The sequence below is a fragment of the Marinobacter sp. W-8 genome (assembly GCF_044342215.1).
In the GTDB taxonomy this organism is placed as follows: Bacteria; Pseudomonadota; Gammaproteobacteria; order Pseudomonadales; family Oleiphilaceae; genus Marinobacter; species Marinobacter nauticus.
The window spans coordinates 1,886,648-1,911,628 of sequence record NZ_CP172297.1 but is presented as its reverse complement, the minus strand read 5'-3'; the positions used below and the strand labels follow the sequence as shown (position 1 = coordinate 1,911,628).

Annotated in this window: 24 protein-coding genes and 1 tRNA gene; 16 read left to right on the top strand and 9 right to left on the bottom strand. The window is 56.4% G+C overall.

Going from position 1 to position 24,981, the window contains the following annotated elements; translation table 11 throughout:
• Nucleotides 1-17: 17 nt before the first annotated feature.
• Nucleotides 18-2,570, top strand: coding sequence for an alpha-glucan family phosphorylase (gene glgP, locus ACF8YQ_RS08915; RefSeq protein WP_396623244.1), 2,553 nt, complete (start codon nt 18-20; stop codon nt 2,568-2,570).
• A gap of 1 nt (nt 2,571) precedes the next feature.
• Here glgP and ACF8YQ_RS08910 read toward each other — a convergent pair whose 3' ends face one another.
• The gene (locus ACF8YQ_RS08910) at nt 2,572-3,777 is read right to left on the bottom strand and encodes a 1-acyl-sn-glycerol-3-phosphate acyltransferase (RefSeq protein ID WP_396623243.1); all 1,206 of its coding nucleotides are present in this window, start codon (nt 3,775-3,777) and stop codon (nt 2,572-2,574) included.
• Between the two features lie 167 nt (nt 3,778-3,944).
• Between ACF8YQ_RS08910 and recQ the strand changes: the two genes are divergently transcribed.
• Complete coding sequence (recQ, locus tag ACF8YQ_RS08905) at nt 3,945-5,822, top strand: DNA helicase RecQ (RefSeq protein ID WP_396623242.1); 1,878 nt, start codon at nt 3,945-3,947, stop codon at nt 5,820-5,822.
• Here recQ and ACF8YQ_RS08900 read toward each other — a convergent pair.
• Nucleotides 5,806-6,360 carry a YiiD C-terminal domain-containing protein gene (locus ACF8YQ_RS08900; protein WP_396623241.1) on the bottom strand — a complete coding sequence of 185 codons (555 nt, stop codon included), beginning with the start codon at nt 6,358-6,360 and terminating at the stop codon, nt 5,806-5,808. The genes recQ and ACF8YQ_RS08900 overlap by 17 nt on opposite strands.
• Before the next feature lie 198 nt (nt 6,361-6,558).
• On the opposite strand from ACF8YQ_RS08900, the gene ACF8YQ_RS08895 reads away from it, so the two are divergent.
• On the top strand, nt 6,559-7,467 hold the full coding sequence (locus ACF8YQ_RS08895; RefSeq protein ID WP_396623240.1) for a hypothetical protein: 909 nt from the start codon (nt 6,559-6,561) through the stop codon (nt 7,465-7,467).
• Nucleotides 7,468-7,491: 24 nt separating this feature from the next.
• Here ACF8YQ_RS08895 and ACF8YQ_RS08890 read toward each other — a convergent pair whose 3' ends face one another.
• Complete coding sequence (locus ACF8YQ_RS08890) at nt 7,492-9,378, bottom strand: methyl-accepting chemotaxis protein (protein ID WP_396623239.1); 1,887 nt, start codon at nt 9,376-9,378, stop codon at nt 7,492-7,494.
• A gap of 220 nt (nt 9,379-9,598) precedes the next feature.
• On the opposite strand from ACF8YQ_RS08890, the gene ACF8YQ_RS08885 reads away from it, so the two are divergent.
• The 3 genes from ACF8YQ_RS08885 (at nt 9,599) to ACF8YQ_RS08875 (ending at nt 12,357) form a co-directional block, all read left to right on the top strand.
• On the top strand, nt 9,599-11,119 hold the full coding sequence (locus ACF8YQ_RS08885; RefSeq protein WP_396623238.1) for a GNAT family N-acetyltransferase: 1,521 nt from the start codon (nt 9,599-9,601) through the stop codon (nt 11,117-11,119).
• A gap of 160 nt (nt 11,120-11,279) precedes the next feature.
• Nucleotides 11,280-11,678: a hypothetical protein gene (locus ACF8YQ_RS08880; protein ID WP_153740059.1), complete on the top strand. Its 399-nt coding sequence runs from the start codon at nt 11,280-11,282 to the stop codon at nt 11,676-11,678.
• A 46-nt stretch (nt 11,679-11,724) separates the two neighbouring features.
• A complete protein-coding gene (locus tag ACF8YQ_RS08875; protein WP_396623237.1) occupies nt 11,725-12,357 on the top strand; it encodes a helix-hairpin-helix domain-containing protein in 633 nt (210 codons plus the stop codon).
• Between the two features lie 48 nt (nt 12,358-12,405).
• On the opposite strand, the gene senB is transcribed toward ACF8YQ_RS08875, so the two are convergent.
• Nucleotides 12,406-13,371, bottom strand: coding sequence for a selenoneine biosynthesis selenosugar synthase SenB (gene senB, locus ACF8YQ_RS08870; RefSeq protein ID WP_396623236.1), 966 nt, complete (start codon nt 13,369-13,371; stop codon nt 12,406-12,408).
• A 167-nt stretch (nt 13,372-13,538) separates the two neighbouring features.
• On the opposite strand from senB, the gene ACF8YQ_RS08865 reads away from it, so the two are divergent.
• The 4 genes from ACF8YQ_RS08865 to ACF8YQ_RS08850 all read left to right on the top strand — a co-directional run bounded on the left by ACF8YQ_RS08865 (nt 13,539) and on the right by ACF8YQ_RS08850 (nt 17,299).
• Nucleotides 13,539-14,420 (top strand): putative selenate ABC transporter substrate-binding protein, encoded by an 882-nt coding sequence (locus tag ACF8YQ_RS08865; protein WP_396623235.1) that lies wholly within the window; start codon nt 13,539-13,541, stop codon nt 14,418-14,420.
• The gene (locus ACF8YQ_RS08860) at nt 14,420-15,070 is read left to right on the top strand and encodes a phosphonate ABC transporter ATP-binding protein (protein ID WP_396623234.1); all 651 of its coding nucleotides are present in this window, start codon (nt 14,420-14,422) and stop codon (nt 15,068-15,070) included. The genes ACF8YQ_RS08865 and ACF8YQ_RS08860 overlap by 1 nt, the downstream gene beginning before the upstream one ends.
• Before the next feature lie 18 nt (nt 15,071-15,088).
• The gene (locus tag ACF8YQ_RS08855; protein ID WP_396623233.1) at nt 15,089-16,555 is read left to right on the top strand and encodes a PhnE/PtxC family ABC transporter permease; all 1,467 of its coding nucleotides are present in this window, start codon (nt 15,089-15,091) and stop codon (nt 16,553-16,555) included.
• Nucleotides 16,556-16,720: 165 nt separating this feature from the next.
• Nucleotides 16,721-17,299, top strand: coding sequence for a hypothetical protein (locus ACF8YQ_RS08850; RefSeq protein WP_396623232.1), 579 nt, complete (start codon nt 16,721-16,723; stop codon nt 17,297-17,299).
• On the opposite strand, the gene ACF8YQ_RS08845 is transcribed toward ACF8YQ_RS08850, so the two are convergent.
• Both ACF8YQ_RS08845 and ACF8YQ_RS08840 read right to left on the bottom strand, forming a co-directional pair.
• The gene (locus ACF8YQ_RS08845; RefSeq protein ID WP_041654698.1) at nt 17,292-17,588 is read right to left on the bottom strand and encodes a hypothetical protein; all 297 of its coding nucleotides are present in this window, start codon (nt 17,586-17,588) and stop codon (nt 17,292-17,294) included. The genes ACF8YQ_RS08850 and ACF8YQ_RS08845 overlap by 8 nt on opposite strands.
• Nucleotides 17,589-17,628: 40 nt before the next feature.
• Nucleotides 17,629-18,111, bottom strand: coding sequence for a hypothetical protein (locus ACF8YQ_RS08840; protein ID WP_396623231.1), 483 nt, complete (start codon nt 18,109-18,111; stop codon nt 17,629-17,631).
• Nucleotides 18,112-18,211: 100 nt separating this feature from the next.
• Here ACF8YQ_RS08840 and ACF8YQ_RS08835 point away from each other — a divergent pair, with 100 nt between their 5' ends.
• From ACF8YQ_RS08835 to ACF8YQ_RS08825, 3 genes are read left to right on the top strand one after another with little or no spacing between them, the layout of a single operon-like run.
• A complete protein-coding gene (locus tag ACF8YQ_RS08835; protein WP_396623230.1) occupies nt 18,212-19,132 on the top strand; it encodes an ABC transporter ATP-binding protein in 921 nt (306 codons plus the stop codon).
• A 33-nt stretch (nt 19,133-19,165) separates the two neighbouring features.
• Nucleotides 19,166-19,927 carry an ABC transporter permease gene (locus ACF8YQ_RS08830; protein WP_011784940.1) on the top strand — a complete coding sequence of 254 codons (762 nt, stop codon included), beginning with the start codon at nt 19,166-19,168 and terminating at the stop codon, nt 19,925-19,927.
• On the top strand, nt 19,924-20,418 hold the full coding sequence (locus ACF8YQ_RS08825; protein WP_396623229.1) for a DUF192 domain-containing protein: 495 nt from the start codon (nt 19,924-19,926) through the stop codon (nt 20,416-20,418). Before ACF8YQ_RS08830 ends, ACF8YQ_RS08825 begins: the two co-directional genes overlap by 4 nt.
• On the opposite strand, the gene ACF8YQ_RS08820 is transcribed toward ACF8YQ_RS08825, so the two are convergent.
• Nucleotides 20,419-21,210 carry an enoyl-CoA hydratase gene (locus ACF8YQ_RS08820; RefSeq protein ID WP_396623228.1) on the bottom strand — a complete coding sequence of 264 codons (792 nt, stop codon included), beginning with the start codon at nt 21,208-21,210 and terminating at the stop codon, nt 20,419-20,421.
• Between the two features lie 148 nt (nt 21,211-21,358).
• Here ACF8YQ_RS08820 and ACF8YQ_RS08815 point away from each other — a divergent pair, with 148 nt between their 5' ends.
• A complete protein-coding gene (locus ACF8YQ_RS08815; protein ID WP_014421453.1) occupies nt 21,359-21,508 on the top strand; it encodes a hypothetical protein in 150 nt (49 codons plus the stop codon).
• Nucleotides 21,509-21,704: 196 nt separating this feature from the next.
• Nucleotides 21,705-22,439 (top strand): THxN family PEP-CTERM protein, encoded by a 735-nt coding sequence (locus ACF8YQ_RS08810; protein WP_226597969.1) that lies wholly within the window; start codon nt 21,705-21,707, stop codon nt 22,437-22,439.
• Between the two features lie 110 nt (nt 22,440-22,549).
• Here ACF8YQ_RS08810 and ACF8YQ_RS08805 read toward each other — a convergent pair.
• A tRNA-Leu gene (locus ACF8YQ_RS08805) sits at nt 22,550-22,636 on the bottom strand.
• Between the two features lie 89 nt (nt 22,637-22,725).
• The gene (locus tag ACF8YQ_RS08800; RefSeq protein ID WP_396623227.1) at nt 22,726-23,355 is read right to left on the bottom strand and encodes a class I SAM-dependent methyltransferase; all 630 of its coding nucleotides are present in this window, start codon (nt 23,353-23,355) and stop codon (nt 22,726-22,728) included.
• A 184-nt stretch (nt 23,356-23,539) separates the two neighbouring features.
• Between ACF8YQ_RS08800 and ACF8YQ_RS08795 the strand changes: the two genes are divergently transcribed.
• Entirely contained in the window at nt 23,540-24,979 is a 1,440-nt protein-coding gene (locus ACF8YQ_RS08795; protein ID WP_396623226.1) for a cytochrome ubiquinol oxidase subunit I, read from the top strand.
• The last annotated feature ends 2 nt before the right edge of the window (nt 24,980-24,981 follow it).

Genomic DNA, 24,981 nt, shown 5'->3' with positions numbered 1-24,981 from the left:
CTAAGGAGGTCATCACCATGCACAAGGCAACTGAATTCCGGCTGGAAGCCCGCCCCAGGCTCCCCGAAGCTCTGGAGCGGCTTGATGTCCTGGCCAATGACCTGTTCTACAGCTGGGATCATGGCGTGCGCAGCCTGTTCGCGCGGATTGATCTTCGTCTCTGGCAAAAGGTTGAGCACAACCCGAAATTGTTCCTGCGCCGGGTGGCCCAGGCCCGGCTGGATCAGGCGTCGGAAGACCGCGCTTTCCTGGCTGAATACCGACGAGTGTTGTCCGCCTACGACGCCTATCTGGAATCCGAACCCGGCTCTGAAGTGCTGGAGGTGCTTAATCCGAAGGATAGCCTGGTGGCCTACTTCTGCGCCGAATTCGGGTTTCACGAGAGTTTCCCGATCTATTCCGGTGGGCTTGGCATACTGGCTGGCGACCATTGCAAGGCGGCCAGCGACTTGGGGCTGCCCTTTGTTGCCGTCGGACTACTGTACCAGCAGGGCTATTTTATCCAGACTATTGATGCCCAGGGGCACCAGATTGCCCGCTATCAGTGCCACTCCAGCGATGAACTGCCGATCACACCCGTGGAGAAGGATGGCAAGCCCTTGACCGTTTCGGTGCCCTTCCCCGGGCGTGAAGTACATGCGAGCGTCTGGTTGGCCCGGGTCGGGCATATCTCCTTATACCTGCTCGATGCCAACACTGCGGAAAATAATGACGAAGACCGGGAGCTGACACTCCAGCTTTATGGCGGCGATTCCGCTACACGTATCAGCCAGGAAATGCTGCTGGGCATTGGTGGTACCCGGGTTCTGGCGGCTCTGGGTATTCAGCCTACGGTGTGGCATATCAACGAGGGTCACGCCGCCTTCCAGATCCTGGAACGTTGCCGCATGGCCATGGCTGACGACCTGTCCTTTGGTGCTGCCCTGGAATCGGTGGCCGGGTGCACACTGTTTACCACCCACACCCCGGTGCCGGCCGGCCACGATATCTTCCCCAGGGATCTGGTGGAGCATTTTCTATCGCCCTATCTGGAGCATTCCGGGCTGGAATTCGATGCCGTTTTCGGGTTAGGCAGCAAGAACGGCGAACATAGTTTCAACATGACCAGTCTGGGGCTTCGGGGCTCCCGGTTTCATAACGGCGTGAGCCGGATTCACGGCGGCGTGGCCGCGCGGATGGAAGGCGATATCTGGCCGCAGATACCGGCGGCCGAGAACCCTCTTGGCTACATTACCAATGGTGTTCACGTGCCAACGTTCCTGGCGCCGGAATGGGCAAGTCTGTTCGATATCCAGGCGCCGACCTGGAAAAGTGAACTGCGAAACCCGACATTCTGGCAGTTCATCGACAAGATCCCGGACTACCATTACTGGAGCGTTCACAAGGCCCTGAAACAGCAGATGGCCGAGTTCATCGTGCGGCGCCTGAAACGCCAGCACAAGCGCAATGGCACGGGCCATTCGGTCACCGAGCGTATGGCCCGCAAGCTGGTATCGCCCGAAAAAGATGCACTGGTGATCGGCTTCGCCCGCCGCTTTGCTACCTATAAGCGGGCCACGCTGATCTTCTCCGACCTGGCCCGCCTGGAACGGCTGCTCACCAATCCGGATCAACCGGTTGTGCTGGTATTCGCTGGCAAGGCCCACCCCCAGGACAAACCCGGACAACAGCTGATCAAGGTCATCCACGACCTCTCCATGCAGCCCAACCTGATGGGGCACATTATCCTGCTCGAAGATTATGATCAGGCGATGGCGCGCCGGCTGTTGAGCGGCGTCGATGTCTGGCTGAACACCCCGGAATATCCCAAGGAAGCCAGCGGTACCTCGGGCGAGAAAGCGGCCGTTAATGGCGCGCTGAACCTGAGTGTGCTGGATGGCTGGTGGGGCGAGGGCTACGACAAAACCAACGGCTGGGCGATTACGCCGCGGGACACCGAACTGGATGTGGAGTTTCGCAACCGCGAGGAAGCCCGAGACCTGCTGGACTTGCTCGAACGGGAAGTGATTCCGCTCTACTACAATCGAGCCTCCCAGGGCTACTCAAGGGACTGGGTAACGCGCTCGAAAGCGTCCATGAAAACCATTACGCCCCGCTTCAATGCCCAGCGCATGGTGATGGATTATGTTCGCAACTATTATCAGCCCGCCACGCGGCAGGGCGTACGGTTACTGGAGAACAATGCCGCACTGGCGCAGGAGTTGGCCGAGTGGAAAGCTCGAGTGCGTGAGGCCTGGAACGGTGTGTCCATCCATGTGGACGGCTGTGTGTCCGATCGCTGCCACTGGGACGAATCCGTGGAACTGAAAGTTTCAGTGAACCTGAACGGCCTGGCGCCCGAAGATGTCCGGGTGGAATGCCTGGTCGAGCCTGAGTGCACCGGCACTCACACCGGGCCGGGGCCAGACGCGTTTGTGCTGGAAGCCAGCGGAGAGAAAGACGGTAAAACCCGGTTCAAGACCCGGGTTCAGCCGCCCTACCCAGGTTTGCAAACACTGCGATTGCGCATGTACCCGCACCACAAGGCGCTGACCCACCCTCTGGAGATGGGTGCCATGCTCTGGGCGTGATTTACTCGGTGGTCGGGTTCAGCGGTTGCTCATTGTTATTGGCGGCCAGTGCGTTGACCACCGGGTTAGCGTACATGTCCAGCAAATAGGGGCGGATCGCCGGGTCGCAGGCGTCCAGTCGGCGTTCCATTTCTGCTGTGGCGGCTTCCATGTCGGCCGGAGACCAGGTCTCGGCGGTCACGACACTCTCGCTGACACTGCCCGGAGTTTCATGGGTATCCGGATGCACGCCCCGCATCTGGTAGGCCACCAGATTGGAGGCGTGCAGGTGGTAATTGGCGTGCATTTCATGGTCAATGCGTGCGGCCAGTGCTTTCGGGTTGTCCGGTGAATCGGCAATCGGGGCCCCGAAATGAACATGAACGTGGCCTTTAAAGCCCGTCAGCCCTTTAACGATCTGGTCTGTGTCTTCGCCTTCGGTCTTCTGATAGGCGCCGGTCCGGGCTCGCACTTCCAGTTCTCTGGCCTTGTCGGCATCGCAGGGGTCGTATTCGTAGGCAATAGATACCGGCACGATGTGAAGACGGTTCATGGCCTCATCGAACGCCAGCCCGGATTTTTTCCGGCTCATGTAGAACATCTTGATGATGGCCGGGTCCGTAGCGTCAATGCCGTCTTTGGCGCGGCCTTCGCGCTGAGCAATCCAGATGCTGTGATTGGTATCAATGCTGTGATTGATGAAGCCGGAAAGCGTAAGGTAGGCATCACGCATTTCCCTTGGGCTGGTCATGTTACGGCGCACCACAAAACTCTTGTTCAACCGCATCATTTCCGCAAACACTCGATTGGAGAGCAGGTTGTCGCCAATGGCAATCCGGGTTGTGTGGAAGCCGTTCTGGAACAGCAGATAGTTGACCACCATCGGGTCAAAAACAATGTCCCGGTGATTGGAAATAAACAGATGGGCGCTGTTCTTGCTGAGATTTTCCAGGCCGCTGTGGGTGACACGGCTGGTAGTATTTTCCACCAGTTCTCCCACGTATTTCGAAACTCCGGCCTGCATATCATCCACCCGGGTGTAATGCCCGAAATGGCCGACCAACCAGCGGCGAGTGAACATCCTCAGAACGCCAGGCGCCCATTTTGCGAGAGTTGGCGACTTGAATCGCCCCACCATATCCAGGAATTCCCGGTCGTTAACCAACCTCTGGATGGTTGGCGCGGTTTCTTCATCCGAATAGGGACGGATTGCGTCAAATTCCTGCATGCAAGCCCTGTTGTTGTTCGCAGCGTTGATCACAGTGTACGAAAGGGTCGCTATTGTATCCTTTCTCTTGTCGGTTTGCCTCCACCCGAATGGCCAGTTGACCAAACAACCAGAAGGATCTGGTAGAATCGCGCTGCTTAATCACACCGCTACGGGCCGACCACTGAATGTACATGGACCAGGACTTCGACCAACTCGCCACTGAACCACCCACCGCTGCGGGCCGAAATCCGGAGCAGGTTCTGCACGAGGTATTTGGTTACGAGAGTTTTCGGCCACTGCAGGGGGATATTGTCCGGGAAGTGGTCAACGGCGGTGATGCCCTTGTGTTGATGCCCACCGGGGGTGGTAAATCCCTGTGTTATCAGGTGCCCGCTCTGGTTCGGCCCGGCACCGCTATTGTTATCTCACCGCTGATCGCGCTTATGCAGGATCAGGTGGCGGCGTTGCGGGAGCTTGGAGTGAAAGCGGCGTTCCTGAATTCCACCATGGATTTCGAACAGGCCCGTGCCACCGAATACGCCCTGGCGACCGGCGAGCTGGACCTGCTCTATTGCGCGCCGGAGCGGCTGATTCAGCCGCGAACCATTGAGCTGCTGCATAACGCGTCCCTGTCGTTGTTTGCCATAGACGAGGCTCACTGCGTCTCCCAGTGGGGGCACGATTTCCGGTCCGACTACCTTCAACTGAGCATGCTGGCCCAGGAATTTCCCGGCATCCCCCGTATCGCACTGACAGCGACCGCTGATGAGCGCACGCGAAAAGAGATTGCGGAACGGCTGTCGCTGACCACCGCCCGGCATTTCATCAGTGGCTTTGATCGCCCCAACATTCAGTATCGGATTACACCAAAGACCAACGCAAACAAACAGTTGTTGGATTTTATTAAAGCAGAGCATGAGGGTGATTGCGGTATTGTCTATTGCCTGTCCCGAAACAAGGTCGATGCCACCGCCCGATTACTGAGCAGCAAGGGCTATACCGCACTGCCCTACCATGCCGGGCTTAGCGCCGAAGACCGGGCCCGCAATCAGGAGCGTTTTCTCAGGGAAGACGGCGTTATTGTGGTGGCAACCATTGCCTTTGGTATGGGCATCGATAAACCTGATGTGCGTTTTGTCGCCCACCTGGACCTCCCCAAAAGCCTGGAAGCCTACTACCAGGAAACCGGGCGGGCGGGCCGGGATGGCAAACCTTCGACTGCCTGGATGGTGTATGGGCTGCAGGATGTGATCAAACTCCGGCAGATGCTGGAGGCCTCTCAGGGCAATGATCAGTTCAAGCGCGTTGAGCGACAAAAGCTGGATGCCATGCTTGGGCTGTGCGAAGTCACCCAATGCCGGCGCCAGGTGTTGTTGCACTATTTCGGCGACAACCTGGAGACTCCCTGCGGAAACTGCGATACCTGCCTGAACCCACCGGAAACCTGGGATGGCACGGTGGCGGTGCAGAAGGCCCTGTCCTGTGTCTATCGCACCGGCCAGCGTTTTGGCGTTAACTATGTCATCGATGTGCTTCGGGGCTCAGAGAATGAGCGAATCCTGCAATCCGGCCATCAGGCGATCACCACCTATGGCATCGGCCAGGAACTCTCCGCTAACGAATGGAAATCGGTATTCCGACAACTGGTGGCGAATGGCTACCTGCGGGCAGACCCGGAAGGCTATGGCGCACTTCAGCTAACCGAGCGCTGCCGGCCGCTTCTCAAGGGTGAACAGGCGATTGAGCTTCGGAAAGACCCGGTTGCCCGTAAAACCGCTGGTGGTAAATCATCAAGCAGCCGCCGTAGCGGCCAGAATGTGCGGGATCAGATTACCGACCACGCCGGCTGGGATGCGTTGCGGGCCTGCCGCAAAGAGCTGGCGGACAAACAGGGCGTGCCACCCTACGTGATCTTCCACGACACCACCCTGTTTGACATGCTCGAACGCCGCCCAGCTACCCTGGAGGAGCTCGCCGAGGTCAGCGGCGTGGGTGCCGCCAAGCTGGAAAAATATGGCGAAGTCTTCCTGCAGGCGCTACGCTCGATCAATCCTGAGGCTTGAACCCCTTTTTGCGCACCCGGTAATGGGCAATGGAGGTGGCAACGTGATTGCCTTCTTCATCCCTCAGAATGCCTTCCAGAGTGAATTTTGCCCTTCCGGTGGCGTCTGCATCGGCGAGGATGGCAGCCACCGCCTCAGGTGGCAGTTCAAATTCCACGGTCACATCAGAATTGGCCGGCTGCAGAAACTCCAGAGTCATTTCCTTCAGGATTGGCGTGTAGGCAGGGCCAAGGTCGAACAGGGTTAACACTCCACCGGGAATCTCCGCCACCAGGAAATAGGCGCCGGCATACAGACTGCCAAAGTGGTTTTTGTTGCCCTTCAGTCGCACTCGGGCTTTGACGTAGCCGGGGCGAAGCTCCTCAACACTGAAGTGATTACGGGGCGCAAACGGTATCGCCATACCAATAATTCGGTTCACCGCCGTATAACTGCCGGTTTTCTTGAGCCATTCCAGTGGTTGCAGCAGAGTTGCTTTGGGGTCGCTGGTGCTTACCCATTGGCCAGCGGTGCCAATCAGAGAATCAATAAGAGCCATAAAACCATATCCTGAAATACAGAAAACGCGATCTTTACAGCCAGATAAGGCTACTTCAAGAATCTTTTACAGTTTTTTTGAAACCTGTACGTTTCGATTAACGGTTTCTGATCTAAGCTGTAGCCAATGTCTGCAACGTTACCGTTGCTTGCAGCCGGATAGCAGGGAAAGGGCACGCAGTTGTACACATTCAATAAAATGATAACGCGCCTCTGGTCAGCTCTGGCTCTGGCGGCGTGCTTTCAGGTTCAGCCAGCGGCTGCGTCAGAACCCGAAACGGTTCTCACCCGGGACTACATACTCTGGTATCGCAACTACGATAACCCGGCCATTCGTAACCTGGTTGAACTCGCCCTGCACAAAACCTCAGAGTACGGTGAGTTTCGGATTATCCGAAGTGAAGAAATAAGCCAGGGGCGCGCCCTGAGAGAATTGGGCAACCCTCAGAGCCGGATTCTGGACATTGCCAACGTTGCAACGTCGGAGGAGCGGGAAACGTTTCTGAACGCCATTCCGGTGCCCGTGGACGGCGGCTTGCTCGGGTTCAGGGTATGCCTGGTGTTGCCGGAACAGCTCAGCCTGTTTGAAGGGGTGTCCAGCCTGGACGACCTGCGCAAGCGAGACATCCGGATTGGCCAGGGCGCACATTGGCCAGACACCCCGATCCTCGAAGCTAACGGCATCAACGTAATCACCCATACCCGCTATGAAATCCTGTTTGGCATGCTGCGCAACAAGCGCTTCGACTGCTACGCCCGCGGCGTGAGCGAGGTGCTGTTCGACTTGCAGCACAATAAGGTCGAGGATCTGGTGATTGAGCCGAACATACTGCTGGCCTACGCCATGCCATCCTATCTGTTCGTGGCGCCAGAAGATCACGAAACCGCGCAACGGCTGCAACTGGGCCTGGAACGAGCCATCAAGGACGGCAGCTTCGCGGTGTATCTGAAAAACTGGTTTGGCAGAGCGGTATCATCACTGGGGCTGGATCGGCGCTCGGTCATCACCCTGGAGAACCCGTATCTTAGTGAAGAATCCAGATACGTTGGGCGACGGACCCTGGAAAACCTTGAGCGGCGAGTCGAGCTCCTGAGCGTCGGGGACTAGCGGGCCTTCCCTGGCCAGCACGGATTAAACCCGGAAACGGGTTACCTTGTCGTTCAGCGCACTACCAATGGTCTCGATGTGGCCACTGTAAACATCGTTCTCGCTGGCTGCCTTGGCAGCTTCCTGGCCCTGGTCAGCAATGCGGGTGATGGACGCATTCAGCTCTTCAGTCACCGATGTCTGTTCCTCGGAGGCGGTGGCGATCTGTGAGGTCATCTGACTGATGGCCGTAATCGCCTCCACAATCCGGTTCAGCGACTCCATGGCATCCTGTGCTTTTTCCATGCTCACATTGGATACCGCCGTCGAAGCTTTCATCACATCTACGGCATCGTTGGCGCCTTTCTGCAGTCGTTCGATCATATTGTTGATTTCTTCCGTAGAAGACTGGGTACGCTGAGCCAGGTTCCGGACTTCATCAGCCACCACCGCAAAACCACGACCTGCATCCCCTGCCCGCGCCGCCTCAATGGCCGCATTCAGTGCCAGCAGGTTGGTCTGCTCGGCAATACCCTGAATGACTTCAAGTACTGTCGTAATCGACGAAACATCCTTGCCAAGTGTGTCGATAACCTCAGCGGCAGCGTTGATCTCACCGACGAGCTTCTGCACCGCATCCCGGGACGAAGTGACAGTCTCCAGGGAGCCGCGGCTTTCCTGGTCCGCATTCTCTGCGGCTTCTGCGGTTTGCTGGGCATTCTGGGCAATCTCACCAGCCGCCGCCGACATTTCATTGATTGCCGTGGCGATCATGTCGATCTCATGCTGCTGGTTTTCAACGCTGGAGCGACTGTCGCTGGAGGTCTGGCGGAGCGATTTTACGTTTTCCTCCAGCTCATCGCTTCCCTCTTTTACTTCTCTTACAACCTGCTGGATGTTGGCGACGAAGGTATTGAAACTTGCCGCGAGCTTGCCAAATTCATCGGTAGCCGAGCCATCCAGCCGCTGGGTGAGATCTGCATCGCCTGAGGCAATATCCGACATCGCCTGGTTCAGGCGGCGCACAGGTGCCATCAGAGCTCGAATGCCAAAATGGAGAATGGCCAACGCAATCAACAGCCCGACAATGGCTATTGTTATTCCTGTTGCACGGGCGGCAACAACGGGCTCGTGAATCTTGTCCCAGTTCACAACCGAGCCCATGTACCAGTCGACGCTGCGGGCATCGGAGATCGGGAAGAACGCTACGCTCCAGGTGGTGTCTTCGCGGTTGAACTGTGCCGGCACACCATCCAGTGACGGTGCGAAACCAAGCAGATCATCAATGTTCTCACCGATCAGTGACTTGTCCGGGTGGAAAAGAATGGTGCCTTCCCGGGTCATCAGGACTGCATAGCCGGAATCGCCTAAGGTAATCGTTGCGAGCAGATCCTGAATGGCGTTCAGGGTGATATCCATTCCAGCCACCCCCTGAAAGGTACCGGAAGAAACCGGAGCAATAGCCGAGAACACGGTCTCGCCGGTCTGGGCATCCTGGTAGGTTTCCGTAAACGATGCCCTGCCTTCATTCATGGCTTGCTGGTACCAGGGGCGCTGACGGGGATCAAAACCGGCCGGTAGTGCCTGCTCTGTTTCAACTGTACGCATCATCATGCGGCCATCCGTCGTGCCGACATAGACATCCTTTGCGCCGCTACCACGGGTCATGCCATCCAGCAGGTTACGCGCCATGTTATCGGTGCGAATGTTCCGCAGTGATGACGCCGCAGCTTCCGTCATATCCAGCCGCGTATTGAGCCAATCCGCGACGCTCGCCGTACTCTGCTTGACGGCATCATCAAGCATTGCCGTCACGTAAGTTTCGGTAGTGTTTTGAAGGCGCTGATCCGCTGTAAATGTAAATACAGACATGATCACGACGATAAGAACGCCTACTGCGACAAGCAGTTTCTGGCCAAAAGATAGCTGCACGATGGGAACTCCTCCTGAAGAAGGTGGGCCATGATAATGATCACGGTTGCTCTGCGCTGTTACTGTTTGTTTCGGCCGAAAATGAAAAGTCTTTAATTCCTGTGATGTGGTTAGCCGAAGGAACGGCTCGTTTGAGGGCGAGAGCTAAAGCAGCCTGTCTGCTAGAATGCTCGAAACAGCCCCGCACTACTGCCAAAGCTAATTGATGGAGAGTTTGTTAATGGCTCACGAAGAATTGCACCTCAATCTACGTAACCTGACCCTTGATGACTACGGCCAGTTGCAAGAGTTGATGGATCGGGTTTACGACGACATTGGTGGCGCGTGGCCAAAAGAAACCATCAAGGCTCTGGTGGAACAATTCCCGGATGGCCAGATCTGTATTGAAGACAGCGGCCAGCTGATAGCCGTGGCCCTCACGGTTTGCGTGAAATACGAAAGATTCAGCAACCCCCATGCCTACGACGACCTTATTCTGCGGAACGAGAAGATCTGGCACAACCCGAATGGCGATTCGCTTTACGGCCTGGATGTGTTCATAGACCCGGAATACCGTGGCTATCGACTGGGCCGCCGTCTGTATGAGGCCAGAAAAGAGCTTTGCCGCTCCATGAATCTGCGAGCCATCCTCGCGGGCGGCCGTATTCCCAATTACTTCAAGTATTCTGAGCAATACACCCCGGAAGAATACATCCAGAGAGTGGATCGCAAAGAAATCTACGATCCGATCCTGACATTCCAACTCTCCAACGATTTCCAGGTCACCCGGCTGATGCACAAATACCTGCCGGAAGACCAGAAATCCCTGGGCTACGCCACGCTGCTGGAATGGCGAAACATTCTTTATACGCCGCCGTCTCCCGTACTGAGCGTCAAAAAAACCCAGGTGCGCATGGGTGCGGTGCAGTGGCAGATGCGGGAATTCACCTCGGTGGAGGAAGTGCTCAAGCAGGTCGAGTACTTCGTGGACGCACTGTCGGATTATAAAAGTGACTTTGCCCTGTTCCCGGAATTTTTCAACGCGCCGTTGATGGGACTGACCGACCAGATGGATCAGACCCGGGCCATTCGGTTCCTGGCCGGCTTTACCGAACAGTTCCGCAACGAAATGTCGGAAATGGCCGTCAGTTACAACATCAACATTATCACCGGCTCCATGCCGCTGATTGAAGACGACCGGGTCTACAACGTTTCGTACCTGTGCCATCGGGATGGCCGTGTGGACGAGCAGCGCAAGGTGCACATCACCCCCCACGAACGCCGCGACTGGGTTATTGAGGGTGGTGATAAATTCCAGGTGTTCGATACCGATGCCGGCCGTGTCGCCATCATGATCTGCTACGACATCGAATTTCCGGAACTGGGCCGTATCGCCGCCAGTCAGGATGTGGACATTATCTGTGTCCCCTTCTGGACCGATACCAAGAACGGCTATTTGCGCGTGCGCCATTGTGCCCAGGCCCGGGCCATCGAAAACGAATGCTACGTGGTGATCACCGGCAGTGTGGGCAACCTGCCGAAAGTGGAAAACCTGGATGTTCAGTACGCCCAGTCTTCGGTATTCTCGCCGTCGGATTTCGCATTTCCACATGATGCAGTGATGGCAGAAACCACACCGAACACCGAAATGATCATGTTTTCAGACATGGATCTGGAAAAGCTCAAACTGGTCAGAAACGAAGGTTCTGTCACCAACCTGAAAGATCGACGTGTTGACCTTTACGAGCTGAAAACCCGGTAATGGGCAGATTTGGCCCCGCACAGGGGGCCAAATCCTGATTATTTCCATGAACGGGCTGCGGTAGATAGCTGACGGCATTGCCAAAAGTTTCTGGCCCGTCTATTGTTTAATTAATGTTCAGCATATATCTGGCCGATCTCAATAGCAGAGCAAGCGTTCCATGAACGAAGAACTACCGGACCTGGTCGCGCGTTTCCGAATCCGACACGGCATTTTCCGAAAGGAAACCGTGGAAGCGCGACTTTATGAACTCGACAGCTACGGCTGCGTGATGAAAACGGACAAATTGTTTGAACCCGGAGATACCGTGGTTCTCGATCTTGTTATGGATATGCCGTTTGAAGAAATCCGAGCCGAAGGCCTTACCGGCCTGGTCACCGAGAAGAGAAAGCACTGTAGCAACTTCTTCTACTCACTTGATTTTGTTGAGCTAAGCGCCCGAGATGAGTCGCCTTTGTCCGACAAGCTGCGGCGCATAAGAGAAGTCGTTCTCAAGAAACAGAGTCTGAAATCCCGGCGTGGGTCCAGTCCCGCTTCCGGTATGCGACAAATGGCCTGATGCCCGTTCACTTCACCCGCACTTCCCTTCCGTAAGGAGACACTCCATGGCAAAGAAAGCCAAGCCAAGCGTTGATAAGATCGTCAAGAAAGTAAACAAAGAGTTCGAGAAAACATCCGCCCAGATCGAAGGGCTGATTAACGACGCACTGAAGCAGTTCGACAACCTGCAGAACCAGGTTCAGGAGCCGGTACGCAAGCTCCTGAAAGACATGGATGAGCTGCGTGATCGTGAAATGAAGCGCTTTAACGACGAATTTGAGCGCCGCATGAATGAATTCCACGAACTGCAGTCGGCATTGCTGGAGCGCCTGGGTATCGCTTCCAGGGAAACTGGCAAGTCAGTGTCAAAGTCCAGCGAATCAACCTCGAAGGCCAGTGCTACCAAGAAAGCGGCCCCGGCAAAGAAAGCCACCGCTGCCAAGCCCGCCGCCAAGAAAGCGAGCACCGCCAAGCCCAAAACCGCAGCTCCGAAAAAAGCGGCCAAGCCGGCAGACAACTCTGATCTTACTCGTGTGAAGGGCATTGGCCCGGCAACCGCGAAGAAAATGAAAGAGGCTGGTATTACCTCCATTGAGCAGATTGCCAATCCCAGTGATGCTGACAAGCAGAAACTGGAGGCGTTCAAGAGCCTGAAAGGGTTCAGTGAGCTGTCTGCCGAAGCGAAAAAGGTGCTCTGAAACCTGTTTCGCAGGTAAGTGCCTTGTAATCAAGGGTAGGCCATCGGCCTACCCTTTTTTACATCTGGCCAGCGCCCGTTCCAGGCTTTCCAGTTCGCGCTCCGGGGTAAACGTGGACGCAAGAGCGGTTACCTTCGACCGCAATTCCGCGAGAAATTCCGCGTCGGTTTCCGCACGTAACATCAGACTCGCCAGAGCTTCATCGTTTTTGACCGGAAAATAGCCAGGATAGTCATCGCCCAGCAAACCGCGGTTGCCGGGAATATCAGAGGCCAGAATCGGTAAGCCCGCCCGACAGGCTTCCGACACCACATTCGCCCCACCCTCCATGATGGAGCTAATCACCATAAGATTACTCACGGCCATCAGGTGCTCCAGCTTAGGCTTGTCCAACTCACCCAGATAATGAAACTGAGGATTGGATCGGCTTTCTTCCAGCGCCTTTTCCCGCCAGGACTCGTTGTGAGCCTTGCCGGCGCAGGAAACCACGATGCGGGATTGCTCAGGAAGGTGGTAGCACGCCCAGGCAGCACGCAGAGAGTCCTTTTCTTCACGCAGATGGCCAATAACGCAAACGTGGAACTGGTCCTTTTCTGCCCGGGCGCTGCCCGCCACTGACGGCTTGGGCGCGGATTGCCGCAGGCACAGCAATTTGTCGTGGTAGCGTTCGGGAATATCCTCGGCCACCAGATCATGCAGCCCGATCAACAGATCAGCGGCGTCCATGGAGGCCCATGTGATGTCCGGAAACTCGTGCTGAAAGCGGTATATGTCTGTGCCGGTAAGTACCACGATCAAAGGTTTATCGGGCCATGTTTCCCGGTACCGCTTAACCGCGTCAGCACTTCGCCAGGCGTGCAGGGCAATCAGGCAGTCCGTTTCCTGGCCCTGATATTCTGTCACCACTTCCACCTGATGACTGGCTGCTTCCATCAGACTCTGCCAGCGCAGTGCGGTGGCCCGATTACCTGCTTTCGAAGCCGAGCCGGCTGGAGTTACTATGGTCAATCGCATAGCGGTCACTTGTTCTGTTTTTGAAAAATTCTGCCCGTGGCATTGCGCCAGGTAAAGCCTTCCCGCGTATACCGGTTCAGACTTGATAGAAATCACGGTATCCTGTCCGGGTTTTCAAGTACATGGCAACGTTTTTCACCAAACCCCACCTCGCAAAGGAATGATTCATGATGGCAATCAGCAACCTCAGAAAATGGTTGGCGACGGGCCTGCTTTCGCTGGCAGCGGCAACCACCGTTCAGGCAGACACTTTCGTATTCACCGCCATTCCGGATGAAGATGAAACCAAACTGGTCGAGCGCTTTCGTGGCGTGGCTGACTATCTTCAGGAGCAACTGGATGTTGAGGTGCGTTACATCCCGGTGAAATCCTACGCCGCTGCGGTATCGGCCTTCCGCAACAACCAGGTACAACTGGCGTGGTTTGGGGGCTTGTCTGGTGTTCAGGCCCGTCAACTGGTTCCGGGTTCCGAAGCCATTGCTCAAGGCGTTGAAGACGAAGCCTTCGAGACCTACTTTATCGCCAACACCAGCACTGGAATTCAGCCGGCCGACAGCCTGGATGAGCTGGAAGACGAGCTGCGCGGAAAAACCTTTACCTTCGGTTCAAAAGGTTCGACCTCGGGCCGCCTGATGCCGGAGTTCTACATTCGGGATGTCTTCAATGAAGCGCCGGATTCCCTGTTCTCCCGGGTTGGTTTCAGTGGCAACCATACCCGTACCCTTCGCCTGGTGGAGGCCGGAACCTATGAAGTGGGCGCCCTGAACTTCCAGGTTTGGGAAAAAGAACTGGAAAACGGCAACATCGATACTGATTCCGTTCAGGTAATCTGGAAAACACCTTCCTACCCGGATTATCAGTGGACCATCCGTGGCGATGTCGACGAGCGTTTTGGTGATGGCTTCAAGCAGAAGGTCACCGAAGCCCTGCTGAAGCTGGACGATCCTGCCTTGCTGGAGAGCTTCCCCCGCTCCGGCTTCATTCCGGCGTCCAATGACGACTACGAGCCCATTCGTGCAACAGCGGAAAACATCGGAATTCTCGATTGATGTCAGGCTTTGATTTCCATGGCCTGACCGCCAGTTTCGATGGAGAGCGGGTTATCGGCCCGCTCTCCTTCCGAATCAATGAAGGGGAACACGTTGGTCTGGTGGGCAAGAGTGGTGCCGGCAAATCCACTCTAATTCGCCTGCTGTACGATCGGCTCGATGGCAAAGCTTCGCTGGTGCCTCAGGGCCTGGGATTGGTCAATGCGCTCCCCGTCTTCCACAATGTGTTTATGGGGCAACTTGACCAGCATGGCACCTGGTACAACACGCTCACGCTGATCCGCCCGTTCCGGCGGGACAAAGACGCCATCCGGGCGCTACTGACCGAGCTGGGCATACCCGAAAAACTCTGGATTCCGGCGGCGGCATTGTCTGGCGGGCAACGGCAACGGGTGGCCATTGCGCGGGCGCTTTATCGGCAGGCACCGACGCTGTTGGCGGATGAGCCCATTTCCGCCCTGGACGGGCCAATGGCCCAGCAGGTGATGACGATGCTTACCAATCAATTCACCACCAGTATTGTTGCGCTGCATGATGTGGAGATGGCACTGGCACACTGTACCCGCATCATCGGTATTCAGGATGGCCACATTGCCCTGGACCAGCCTGCCAGCGAGCTGACAGCCGCTGACATTTCCGTTCTCTACTGACAGGCACCCACTCTCAGCATGTTCGCCTACCCAACCGTACGAGCCAGCTTTATTTTTCTTGCCGTTGCGCTGCTCGGGCTGCTGGTTGCGGACATTGCCATTACCACAGCCAACCCCTGGCAGGATCTTGGCCGCTTCTTTCTGGGCGTGGCCACACCGAATTTCTTCAGTACCGAAGGCTTGCTCACCGCCCTGCTGCGTACCGTGGCCTTTGCCTTTGTAGGCGTAACCCTCGGGAGTATCTGCGGCTTCCTGCTGGCGCTGGTGTACCGTTTCCTACCGGTACGAATCTTCTGCGCCTTTATCCGCGCCATCCATGAGCTGTTCTGGGCGCTGATCTTCCTTCAGTTTTTCGGTTTCCACCCGCTCACGGGTGTGCTGGCCATTGCCATTCCCTATTCCGGCATCTTCGCCAAGGTCTATTCGGAAATCCTGGAAGAGGCAGACCCGGAACCGGGCCGTCTGCTGCCACCGGGTACCTCATCCATTGCCGCCTTTCTGTATGCCCGTATCCCCGATTGCTGGGTTCAGATGCGCACCTATACGGCCTACCGGCTCGAGTGTGGCCTGCGTTCCTCTGCCATTCTGGGCTTTGTGGGACTCCCGACTCTGGGTTTCTACCTGGAATCCTCATTCTCCCAGGGTCTGTACTCAGATGCCGGCGCCATGCTGATTCTGTTCTATGTGTTGATAGCCACCATGCCCTTATGGGTTCGCCCCAAACTACTGCCGATCTATATTCTTGCAGCGCCTTTTTTTCTTGGGGACGGTCTACCCATTGTCTGGGGCAACGTGGAACGCTTCTTTACTGAGGACATCATTCCTTCACCCATCCGGGATGGCGAAGGGCTTGCGGCTATCTGGGCGTGGTTATCCGATGTGATGATAACGGAAGCTTTGCCAGGCATCTGGAACACCGTGGTATTGACGCAGATAGCGCTGGTGGCCACCGGCATTCTGTCCCTGCTGGCCTTCCCCCTGATCTCGAATCATTTCGGTGGCCCGGTGCGGCGTACCTCCGGCCATGTTCTCCTGGTGATCGCCCGGTCCACGCCGGAATACATTCTTGCTTACATTCTGCTGCAGCTGTGGGGGCCTTCCATGCTGCCGGCGGTGGTAGCTCTGGCCCTGCATAACGGTGGCATCATCGGCCACCTGATCGGCCGGCAGACCAACACCATCCACCTGCGCCCGGACGCCCCGGTGGGCTTTTCCCGCTACAGCTGGGAACTGGTGCCTCGCATCTACCGCTCATTCCTGGCATTCCTGTTCTATCGCTGGGAAATCATCATGCGCGAAACGGCGATACTGGGCATCCTTGGCATTTACACCCTCGGCTTTTACGTCGACAGCGCCATCCAGAACATCCAGTTTGATCGTGCGATGGTCCTGATCCTGATTACCGCCCTGCTGAACATTGGTGTTGACGCTCTGGGCCGGTTTATCCGCCGCAAACTGGCCCTTCAAACCATGCCCACCTGCTGAGCCCCTGGGACTGGCATCACATTTTTCAAAGCTAAACCGGTCTTCAGTGCCATTTTCGGGGTTTGCCCACTGCCCTACCGGTTACACAACGTTACAATTACCCGATAATTCAGCTTGTCGCTCCGTTTTCAGAGGAACACCACGATGGTCAATGGATTGGTCACAATGACAGAACTGGGGCTGATTGCCCTGCTGGCGCTGTTAGCCGCACGGATGATTACCCTGTCCCGGACAGAATCCTTCGTTCCGGCCGGCGCTGCAGGCGCCCAGCCGCAAGCCGATAGTTCCGGGACTCCGGCGCGCCGGATCGCCAGTTCAGGCAAAGATGCCGGTCGCTACAAAGGCATGAGCACGCCGGATCGAACTGAACTCTTTACCCAATTGCACATTTTGGCGGGATTGCAGGAGCGGGATTGCCGGGTGAAAGGCCTGGTACTGTCAGAATCGCCAGAGGCGGTTCGTACTTATGCTGCCGCCTGGCTCTACGGTGCCAGCTGCGCCCTGAGCCCGAAACCCGTTCGCCACTCAGAGGCGCTGGCAGGTATGGTTGCGGGCATTGTCAGCCGGAAGACAGGTATTCGGCAGCCGGAGGCGCTGCAGGCCATTTCAACGCTTACCGGTAGCAGCGTTCTGATGGCCTGTTACCGTGCCGGGCTGGAAGGTGCGGAATTCTGGCAAGCCAACCATTATGTGCCTGCCAACTCGAGCCTCTACGAGGCGGTGACCAGTAACGCGTTTATTTAGTGGTTTCCAGAGTCCAGTCGCTGCCCAGGTTAACGGTCTCCCGGCAGGAATCATCGTTGGCAGGTGAGCCGGTAATGACAGGTTTGGTGAATTCGCCATCATCGGTGTAAGCCATGGACTCCACATCCACCGCCCGCACTACCCAGGACTGGCCATTGGCTGAAACCGTAGCCCGGTGGGTCAGCCCGAACACGAAGCGACAGTAATCCAGCTTGAGCTGAACGAGATCCTGCTCGGCCTTGCGGATTTTGCGCAATAGCACCTTCTGAACGCTTTCCCCGTAATCCATCACTGTTCCCTGGAAGTCATCGAAATTTGACGGGATTTAACTATTTCTCAGCCCGGAACACCAGTGCCCAGGGCACATTTTCCATTACTTTCTGGCCATCCTGCAGGTCAATGCGCCAGATCATCTCAGCACCCGTGGTGCAGAACGGCGCCGTAAACGTTGCCTCATAGCTCAGGGGCTGCTGACGCTCCATGGGCACCGGATATTCGCCCATATACATAGACTGCCCTCTCAGTACCGCCAGAAAGCGGTCCGGCGCCTCCGGCACGGTAATCGCCAACCGGTATTCCATGCCCTGATCGCCTTCTTCGAGGGTTTTCAGCTCCACTTGCCACGTGCCTTCGTCGGTCTCCCAGGTACAGGCGCGGGAAAGCAGGTCGCATTCTGGTCGTTCCTCGGCGGTGCCGGCAGTTTCCAGCCATTGTGGGCCAAACGCCAGAGCCACAATTGCAGCCAACACTAAACCCGGAACCACGATGGTTCGTACCATACCCTGCCTCACAACCAGATCCGAAACCGGCATTATGGGGATAATTCCCGACATAGCAAAGGTTTCTAAACTGCTGCCAGCATGAGAAAATGTGCGGCTTTCTGGTCTACCACCAACAGAACAGGACACGCCCGTGCAACCGGACATATCCGTCAAGCACCTGAACAAGATCTACGAAGACGGCTTCCAGGCCCTCAAAGACGTTAACCTGGAAATCTACCCCGGCGAGATCTTCGCGCTGCTCGGCCCCAACGGTGCTGGTAAAACCACCCTGATCTCTATCATCTGCGGCATCGTCAACAAAAGCGATGGCGAGGTAAAAGCCGCCGGTCACGACATCGTAAAGCAATACCGCAAAGCCCGGGAGGCTATCGGTCTGGTGCCCCAGGAGCTCAATACCGACTCCTTTGAAACCGTTTGGGATGCGGTATCCTTCAGTCGCGGCCTGTTCGGCAAAGCACCAAAGCCTGCCCATATCGAAAAGGTTCTGAAAGACCTCTCCCTCTGGGACAAGCGCAACAACCGGATCATGTCGCTGTCTGGCGGCATGAAACGCCGGGTGATGATTGCCAAGGCGCTGTCCCACGAACCGCGCATCCTGTTCCTGGACGAACCCACCGCCGGGGTGGATGTGGAGCTGCGGCGGGATATGTGGGAGATGGTGCGCAAACTCCGCGAGAACGGCACCACCATCATTCTGACCACCCACTACATTGAAGAAGCGGAAGAAATGGCCGACCGCATCGGCGTTATCCGCCAGGGCGAGATCATTCTTGTCGAAGACAAGAACCGCCTGATGTCCAAGCTGGGCAAAAAAGAACTGCGCCTGCAGCTTCAGCAAAAACTGGACAATCTGCCCGGGGAACTGACCCTGGAGCCAATCGAGCTGTCAGACGACGGCTACGAGCTGATCTATACCTTCGACTCTCAGCAACAACAGGCCGGCGTGGCCCGACTGCTACGCACCCTGGGAGATCTGGACATTGAGTACCGTGATCTGCAAACCCGGGAGAGTTCCCTGGAAGAGATATTCGTGGGCCTGGTGCACGAGTAGCCACCCGCCCGAACGGTCCTCACGGAGAGAACAATGAATCTTTACGGTGTAAAAGCAATCTACAAGTTCGAGATGGCACGCATGAAACGCACGGTCATGCAAAGCGTGCTGTCGCCCGTTATCTCCACCTGCCTGTACTTTGTGGTATTCGGCTCGGCCATCGGATCCCGCATGGGCGACATCGACAACATCAGCTACGGGGCCTACATCATTCCCGGCCTGGTGATGCTGTCACTGTTGATGCAGAGCATCTCCAACGCCTCCTTTGGCATCTACATGCCGAAATTCTCCGGTACCATCTATGAGGTGCTGTCTGCGCCGGTATCCTACGTGGAAATCGTGCTGGGTTATGTGGGTGCCGCAACCACCAAGGCCGTGATATTGGGTCTGATCATTCTGGCCACCGCGAAGCTGTTCGTTGACTACTCAATACTCCATCCTTTCTGGATGTTTTCGTTCCTGGTGCTTACAGCCATGACCTTTAGCCTGTTCGGCTTCATCATCGGTATCTGGGCGGATGGCTTCGAGAAGCTGCAGATCGTGCCAATGATGATTGTGACGCCACTGGTGTTCCTGGGCGGCACCTTCTATTCCATCGAGATGCTGCCCGAGATCTGGCAAACCATCAGCCTTTTTAATCCAGTGGTGTACCTGATCAGCGGCTTCCGGTGGGCCTTCTATGGGGTTTCCGATGTGCACGTGGGCATTAGTGTAGGCATGACCATGGTATTCCTGACCATGTGCATGACCGCCGTCTGGTGGATCTTTAAAACCGGCTACCGTCTGCGCTCATGATCGTTCGCCATCTTGCCCTGCTGGCTTTAAGTGCCCTGCTTGCAGGCTGCGGCTCGGCAGACGCCAAAGATTCCGCGCACCTGCCGGTGGCCCAGGCCTGTTTCGTCACTGATACAACGCAACACCCGGTGGTGCTGGAAGTGGCCAGCAACAGCCAGGACCGCCAGAAAGGCCTGATGGGCCGGGAAGCCCTGGCAGAAAACACCGGCATGCTGTTCAGCTACGATTATGAGCGCAACCCGGAGCAAGGCTTCTGGATGTACCAGACTCTCCTGCCCCTGGACATTGCCTTTCTGGACAACCAGGGCGTGATCGTCAGCATTCGCCAGATGCACCCCTGTGCATCCTCTCGCAGCAACGATTGCCCCAGCTACCCCGCAGGCGCCCCCTACTGGCACGCCGTGGAAATGAACGCGGGTTATTTCAGCAGCCGGCAAATTGAAGCCGGAGACCGTCTGATCTGGGATCAGGACAGCCCCTGCAAACCCTGATTACTTGTGCTGCCAGTCTGGATCCCGCTTATCCAGAAACGCGGAAATACCCTCCTGGGCATCATTCGCCTGCATGTTTTCCGCCATCACCTTGGCCGTGTAGTCATAAGCATTGGCCAGCGGCATTTCCAGCTGTTTGTAGAACGCCTCTTTGCCAATTTTCAGGGTATGCCCGGATTTGCCGGCAATGGTGGCGGCCATGCCGTACACCGTCTCATCCAGAGCTTCCGGCTCTACCGCGCGGTTAATCAGCCCAATTTGTTCTGCCCGGGCCGCATCAATCAGATCACCGGTCAACAGCATCTCCATGGCATGTTTGCGGCTGACATTGCGGGACAGAGCCACCATGGGCGTTGAGCAGAACAGGCCAATGTTCACGCCGGGCGTGGCAAAACGGGCGCCCTTCTCTGCCACCGCCAGATCGCAGCTGGCCACCAGCTGACAGCCCGCGGCGGTCGCTACACCGGCAACCCGGGCAATCACCGGTTTGGGCAGGTTCACAATCTGCTGCATCACCTTGCTGCACTGCTGAAACAGCCGCAGTTGGAAATCATGACTGTCGAACTGATCCCGCATTTCCCGAAGATCGTGCCCCGCACAAAACACCTTGCCGGCAGCGGCAAGTACCACTACGCGCACATTACCGTCCCCGGCAATCTGCTCAAGCACCTCTGAAAGCGCTTCCAGCAGGGCCATTGAAAGACTGTTACGCCGCTCCGGCTGATTCAGGGTTACTGTGGCCACACCGTTTTCAGCGTGCAGTCGCACCAATTCATCAGATGCCGCCGTCATACAACACTCCCCTTGGTTTTTATCGGATATTTCTTGGTGTCAGTATTCCCAAGGCCGCCGCCTATGTCGAACCGACCTTCGGCGTATGGTTGCAATGCCAGGAATTGCCCTCAGGGTAATAACATGTACCCGACACAGGAGGTGATGCATGTCTCGCTCAACATTGCTCAAAGCCGTTGTTGGTCTTGCCATTATCGTTGGCGGTATCGTCGTGATTATCAAGGATGAACCGGCCGCCCCCACCGGCGACATCAACAGCATTGAGCCCCTGCCAGAACAGGACAGCCCGGATCGTTAGCCTCTGGGTATGTCCGTTTTTTTTACAATGCAGCTGATCAAATACCACCCAGTCGCAAAGGTGACACTCCTTTCATATTGTTAAACGGGCAGTTTTTAAGATCAGGCACCCCCGTTGCTGATTGTCTACCGGAGCTCAGGGATTACACCTTCGAGCGACGGTAAACAAATGACGAAGCCCACAGGGAGTGTCACCAATGAATAAGAAACTATTGATCGCCAGCGCCGCCGTGGCCCTGTTTGCCGCCGCCTCTGTACAGGCGGCGACGATTCAGCTGACCAGCGTTAGCGGAATCTGGACTGCTACCAACCCCGGAAACCCTGCGGTAACCGGTGGTGGAACCGATGAAATCCGTTGGGGAACACCGGCCATTTTCGGCGGACAGAAGAGCGGATACCGTTTCGACGGCGCAGCGCCCCCAGCCGTAAACGTAAATGAGAACATTGATTTTGACCTGGGTACTTTTACCCACTACAACTGGCCGATCTTCGAGCCCTCACTGAATACCGCCCAGCTGACCGTCGAAACCAACCTGACCATCGACGGAATGGCGGAAACCGTGTATTCCGTGTTCGAGTTCGAACATTGGGAAACACCCAACAATGACCGGCCCTGTGCAGACGGCGGCACCAATGGTGTCGGCGTTAACAAGAATGGCTGTGCAGACAGAGTGACCTTCGCGCTCAACGTCGGCGCCTCTGATTCCTTCCTGATTGATGGCGTCAACTACTTTGTAGATATCTCAGGTTTCTTCTACAACGGTGCACTGGCCAGTGAATTCTGGACCAAGGAAAAGAAAGACAACGATGCCACACTCAAAGGCGTCATCACCTCCCGCCCGGTTTCCGTACCGGAACCCTCTACCCTCGCCTTGCTGGGCCTGGGCCTGCTGGGATTTGGTGTGAGGAAGCGGATGGCTAAGGCTGCTTGATAGCTACGCCAAAAAATTAGAAACCGCGGCTGGAGACGGGCGCGGTTTTTTTATTTCCGGAACGCCGAGAAATCTGGTTTCCGAAGATCACGTTTTTGGCCAAATAAGAATGGTGCCCGGAGCCGGAATCGAACCGGCACGACCTTGCGGTCGAGAGATTTTAAGTCTCTTGTGTCTACCAATTTCACCATCCGGGCATCGGAGGGGAGATTCTTGAAGGGCGGAATTGTATAAGGGCCGGTGGCGTAACGCAATTCTGTTTCCCGGCCGGTTTTCAATACGCTTTCTATGCCGCCTCCGGCTTGGTGGCCCTGCCCTTGTAGATGTAACCCGCGATTTTGGGCGCTTTGGGGATGTAGAGGTTTTCCAGCACCTGGATTTCGAAGCCCGCTTCTTTGATCAGATCCGCTATATGGCGGTTCAGGTGGCAGCCACCGGCCAGCTTGCGCCAGCCAGGTGTGATTCGATGTTGCCATTTGCGGGTGCCATCGTGAGGGGATTCGCCATGCTCCAGGAACAACAGATTGCCACCCGGCCTGAGTACGCGTTTCATTTGCTGCAGCGCGGCGTGCCAGTCAGGGATGGTGCATAGGGTGAAGGTCAGCAGCACGGTGTCCACGCTGTTGTCCTCCAGGGGTATTTTCTCCCCCGGCAGATCCAGCCACTCTACTTTTATGGGGGAACGTTGCAGGTTGGGTAGCGCTTTTCGGCGCATGCCTTCTGAGGGTTCGAGACCGTATACCATCTCAACGTGGTCCTGGTTGTAGAACTCCAGGTTGATGCCGGAGCCCATGCCCACTTCCAGTACCCGGCCTCTGGCCTGAGGAACCACCTGGCTGCGCAGTTTCATCACCTGGCCCATGGAGCAGGCTTTGTCTATGATGTGGGGGAGAATTCGTTCCTCGTAAAAGCTCATCTGGCTCACCATAATTGTTTTATATCAAGGGGTGCGACAAACTGCCCTATCGAAATCTGCTACGATTTGCGTAGCATCGTAATCATCTGCCGGTAATAACAACATAACAAAATAAACTATGGCAGCGGCTGAACGGGTTCGCTGACCCGTTTGTTATGACTTGTGCGAGTTACCGGAGGTTCCTATGGAACTAGATCCTCTCATCCTATCGCGAATCCAGTTCGCGTTTGTGGTGTCATTTCACGCCATTTTTCCGGTGTTTACCATCGGGCTAGCCTCCTACATCGCGGTACTTGAGGGCCTCGCCTTCAAAACCCGTAATCCGGTGTGGACCAAACTGTCGACCTTCTGGACCAAGGTCTTCGCCGTGGTCTTCGGCATGGGCGTGGTCTCGGGCATTGTGATGTCGTTCCAGTTCGGTACCAACTGGAGCGCCTTCTCTCAGGCCTCGGCCAACTTCCTGGGCCCCATTCTGAGTTATGAGGTGATCACCGCGTTCTTCCTGGAGGCGGCGTTCCTGGGTGTACTGCTGTTTGGTCGAGACAAGGTACCCGCCGGGGTTCATCTGTTCGCAGCCATCATGGTAGCCACCGGCACCTTTATCTCGTCCTTCTGGATTCTCGCAGCCAACAGTTGGATGCAGACACCGGCCGGTGTCGAATTCCGTGAGGGCGTGTTCCATGTGGTCTCCTGGAGCGAGGCTATCTTCAACCCGTCCTTCCCGTATCGCTTTATGCACATGGCCCTGGCGTCCTTCCTTACCGGTGGATTTGTGGTGGCGGGTGTCAGTGCCTGGTACCTGCTACGGGGACGTGAAGTAGAAGCTAATCGCAAGGCGCTCTCCATGTGCCTGTGGTTGCTGCTGTTCATTGCCCCGGCCCAGGCGGTTGTAGGCGACTTCCATGGCCTGAACACTCTGGAGCACCAGCCCGCGAAGGTCGCGGCAATGGAAGGCAACTGGGAAACCTCCCGCAATGTGCCGCTGTTACTGTTCGCCATTCCCGACCAGGAAAACCAGACCAACCATTTCGAGATTGGCATTCCCAGCCTGGCCAGCCTGATTCTTACCCACGAGTGGGATGGCGAAGTGCCGGGTCTGAATGAAGTGGCGGTGGAGGAGCAACCACCGGTGGCGATTGTGTTCTGGTCCTTCCGGATCATGGTCGGCATTGGTGTCCTGATGATTCTGTTTGCGCTCGCAGGCCTGGTTCTGCGAGCTGGTGGCCGGCTTTACAAGACCCGCTGGTATCTTCAGGGGATGCGCTTTATGAGTATCGCGCCCTTCTTTGCCGTGCTTACCGGCTGGTTTGTGACCGAGGTAGGCCGGGCCCCCTGGCTGGTGTACGGCATGATGACCCAGGCCGAATCGGTAACGCCCTCGCTTACCGGCGGCATGGCGCTGTTCACGTTGATCGGCTATATCGTTGTCTATGCCCTGGTGTTCAGTGCCGGCGTGTATTACCTCATGCGGGTGCTTTACGTTGGTCTTGAAGATTCTGACGATGAAGAACATGCCTCTGATCGCCCTGCCCGTCCGCTCTCTGCGGCCCATGTGCCGTTCGAGATTGAATCCGGCTCACACGGCGTTCATCAGGCAAAACCGGCTAACGAAGGGGGGCACTGACC